This is a genomic window from Spirulina sp. CCY15215, from assembly GCF_016888125.1.
In the GTDB taxonomy this organism is placed as follows: Bacteria; Cyanobacteriota; Cyanobacteriia; order Cyanobacteriales; family Spirulinaceae; genus CCY15215.
Window position 1 is genome coordinate 1 of the sequence record NZ_JACSWA010000323.1, and the last position, 2,626, is coordinate 2,626.

Consider the following 2,626-nt stretch of genomic DNA (forward strand, 5'->3'; position numbering starts at 1 on the left):
AAATGCTACCCATATTCTAAATCCTCTAGTTGCATCTCAACTAAATTTTTCTGAACTTTAACATTAGCGATCGCCGTGAGAAGTCGCTTTTTATTAACCTCTTGAGTCAGATTGCTTTTGGAGTTGGGGAAATGCGATCGCATTATGGAATAAAAAGACGAGATACACCTCGATAGTTATCGATATCTAGAACAACTTCAACGAGACGGATGACGCATTTCTCTCGATATTTGGGATCGTATAGCACGCGATCAGGATCGCCAATTGTAAGAACGGGTAATGAGAAAGGAGTCATTTCTTCACGCATTACTTGTTCTAAGGAATTTTCACCTTTCATGCTGCGATTGGCTGTTAATAAAATCATCTGATTGGATTGTGCCAAACGCCAAACGATACGATCGTCACTGTTAATTGGTAAATTAATTTCATCAAATGTAACAAATTGCATATCAATCCAACCAACCGCTATTCAAAATAGTACCAGACAAAAGAATAGCGTGACCTTTTAGGTTATGGTCAATCAAAAAGTTCATGAAAACTTTATTTTTTCAGCTTGCAGTTTGGCTCGAATTTTTTCTTGACCGGGTTTAGGAGGTTGTTGAGCCAATCTTTCGATTAAGGGACGATTTTTTTCTTCATAGTATTTTCTCAGTTCTTTTGCTTCTTTGAGAACTGTTTGATATTCAATTTCTACGGTGGTACGATTATTTTCAATATATGCAATCGCGGTGTTGATTTGCTCTTCTGTAAGCTCAAACAATCCTTGGATAAATTTTGGTGGATATTGAGCCACAAGATAGTCCATGATATCGTAGAGGGTAATTCGCGTGCCTGCAATTTTTAATCCTCGTTCGGTGCGAATAATTTCTGCTTTAATTGGCGTTTTGAGAGTCATACTGATTCATAATTTAATATGGTTTCTAGTCTTTTTCCATCAAATATTGTAGAGATTGGGACATTCATTGAACGTTCTCCTGATGTCTGTGGCGATCGCCCTCGAATTGCAGGAACGAGAGTACAAATTCAACGAATTGCTGGATGGTATAAAATGGGCTTCAATGCAGAGAAAATTGGCGATCGCATTAGCAATTTAACTTTAGCACAGATTTATGCTGCATTAGCGTATTATCATGCAAATAAAGCAGAAATCGAGCAGTATTTATTAGAAGAAACCAATGATTACGATCGCTTAGAAGTATTATACGGTAGTGGGAGCGTCTCGCTCCCTAGATAGCGTCTCGCTCCCTAGATAGCGTCTCGCTCCCTAGATAGCGTCTCGCTCCCTAGATAGCGTCTCGCTCCCTAGATAGCGTCTCGCTCCCTAGATTTTGAATTATGGTATTTATATTTATGCGGATTTAATATAATTTTAGATACCTTGTGGCTGAACTGCGATCGCTTCGTTGGTGCGATCTCTTTCCATTTTAGTTTCGTTCTTGCCATGATTTTGGATCTCGCCGACCGTGAAAAATAGCTGTTACAATCACCCGACTGGAAATAATACGATAATAAATGGTATAGGGAAAACGTTTTACGGTCGCTCGTCTAACATCACGATAGACTACTGCATAAGACTCTGGCATTAAACAAATGCGATCGAGAATCTCATCTACACAATCTAAAAAATCATCCCCGAGTCCCTGTTTTTGGCTTTCATACCAATGATAAGCCTCGTTAAGTTCTTCGCGAACTTCTGGACGAAATACCAGTGCGTAATTCATTTTTGTTCTTTAATATATCCCTTGATTTCTTCCCAAGTCATTACGTTTTCTGGGTTAGCTTCGGAATCTTCAATTCTGCGATCGAGTTCCTGTTTTTGCGTTTCTGTGAGATCGAGGTAAATTTGTTCGGCAGCGATACCATCCCAAATGGCTTGCACGAGATCAATTCTTTCTTCAATGCTAAGGGAGGCAATTTCATTTAAGGTGGCTGTAATATTCATGTTAGGATGCTCGATGCGCGATCGCCTCTAATGATTTTTGCAACTAAAATAATTGTATCGTGTCTCTCGGGGTAAGCGATCGCGGTTTCTTATTCTTCCTTTTTCATCACGGCGATCGCTTGCTGAGTTTCTCCGTATGTTATAATAAAACTTAACAAATAAATATTGAGATTATATTATGCTAACACTTAATCTTGATGATGAGGCTGAAAAATATCTAATTGAGATACTGTCTCGAGAAAAAACGACAAGTCAAGAATTAGTCAAAAAACTGTTACGCGATCGTTGGATCGGTTTAAAGACTTCTCAAACAGTTTTAGAAAGAATGGGCGGTTATCCCGAATATTTATTAGAAGGTTCGGGAGATTTATCAGATAGAGACACTCGCAAACAAAAAATCGCAGAATATCTTCAACGATCGCAACATTAGATAAAGATTTTGATATTTATCGTCGTTACCAAAATCAGCCATTTATCCGTGTTTTTTTTCCTCAATGATATATCTTGTTATGCGATCGCTTCTCAGTTTGGGAAAGGCGATCGCGGTTTCGTATTCTTCCTTTTTCATCACGGCGATCGCGGTTTCTTATTGGGAAGTTGGTGCGATCGCGAACAAAAAATCAAAAATGCTACCCATATTCTAAATCCTCTAGTTGCATCTCAACTAAATTTTTCTGAACTTTA

6 protein-coding genes and 2 pseudogenes are annotated in these 2,626 nt (G+C 38.5%); 3 read left to right on the forward strand and 5 right to left on the reverse strand.

Going from position 1 to position 2,626, the window contains the following annotated elements:
- Positions 1–5 precede the first annotated feature (5 nt).
- The 3 genes and pseudogenes from JUI58_RS06005 to JUI58_RS06015 form a co-directional block, all read right to left on the reverse strand.
- Positions 6–143, reverse strand: coding sequence for a hypothetical protein (locus tag JUI58_RS06005; protein WP_204102849.1), 138 nt, complete (start codon positions 141–143; stop codon positions 6–8).
- Positions 143–533 (reverse strand): annotated as a pseudogene (locus JUI58_RS06010) (ACP S-malonyltransferase). Before JUI58_RS06010 ends, JUI58_RS06005 begins: the two are co-directional and overlap by 1 nt.
- Entirely contained in the window at positions 530–895 is a 366-nt protein-coding gene (locus tag JUI58_RS06015) for a DUF433 domain-containing protein (RefSeq protein ID WP_204102851.1), read from the reverse strand. Before JUI58_RS06015 ends, JUI58_RS06010 begins: the two are co-directional and overlap by 4 nt.
- An 18-nt stretch (positions 896–913) precedes the next feature.
- Here JUI58_RS06015 and JUI58_RS06020 point away from each other — a divergent pair, with 18 nt between their 5' ends.
- Positions 914–1,234, forward strand: coding sequence for a DUF433 domain-containing protein (locus JUI58_RS06020; RefSeq protein WP_204102852.1), 321 nt, complete (start codon positions 914–916; stop codon positions 1,232–1,234).
- A gap of 190 nt (positions 1,235–1,424) precedes the next feature.
- On the opposite strand, the gene JUI58_RS06025 is transcribed toward JUI58_RS06020, so the two are convergent.
- Entirely contained in the window at positions 1,425–1,721 is a 297-nt protein-coding gene (locus tag JUI58_RS06025) for a type II toxin-antitoxin system RelE/ParE family toxin (RefSeq protein WP_204102853.1), read from the reverse strand.
- Positions 1,718–1,942, reverse strand: a complete 225-nt coding sequence (locus JUI58_RS06030; protein WP_204102854.1) for an addiction module protein — start codon at positions 1,940–1,942, stop codon at positions 1,718–1,720. Before JUI58_RS06030 ends, JUI58_RS06025 begins: the two co-directional genes overlap by 4 nt.
- 178 nt (positions 1,943–2,120) lie before the next feature.
- Here JUI58_RS06030 and JUI58_RS06035 point away from each other — a divergent pair, with 178 nt between their 5' ends.
- On the forward strand, positions 2,121–2,372 hold the full coding sequence (locus JUI58_RS06035) for a hypothetical protein (RefSeq protein WP_204102855.1): 252 nt from the start codon (positions 2,121–2,123) through the stop codon (positions 2,370–2,372).
- A pseudogene (locus JUI58_RS27625) lies at positions 2,354–2,440 on the forward strand (VapC toxin family PIN domain ribonuclease); the annotation flags it as partial. The gene JUI58_RS06035 and the pseudogene JUI58_RS27625, both read left to right, overlap by 19 nt.
- Positions 2,441–2,626 lie beyond the last annotated feature (186 nt).

Bases quoted from the DNA above. Each gene is read 5' to 3' on its own strand.
- JUI58_RS06020 (WP_204102852.1), top strand. From the start codon at position 914: ATGGTTTCTAGTCTTTTTCCATCAAATATTGTAGAGATTGGGACATTC.
- JUI58_RS06015 (WP_204102851.1), bottom strand. From the start codon at position 895: ATGACTCTCAAAACGCCAATTAAAGCAGAAATTATTCGCACCGAACGA.
- JUI58_RS06030 (WP_204102854.1), bottom strand. From the start codon at position 1,942: ATGAATATTACAGCCACCTTAAATGAAATTGCCTCCCTTAGCATTGAA.
- JUI58_RS06005 (WP_204102849.1), bottom strand. From the start codon at position 143: ATGCGATCGCATTTCCCCAACTCCAAAAGCAATCTGACTCAAGAGGTT.
- JUI58_RS06035 (WP_204102855.1), top strand. From the start codon at position 2,121: ATGCTAACACTTAATCTTGATGATGAGGCTGAAAAATATCTAATTGAG.
- JUI58_RS06025 (WP_204102853.1), bottom strand. From the start codon at position 1,721: ATGAATTACGCACTGGTATTTCGTCCAGAAGTTCGCGAAGAACTTAAC.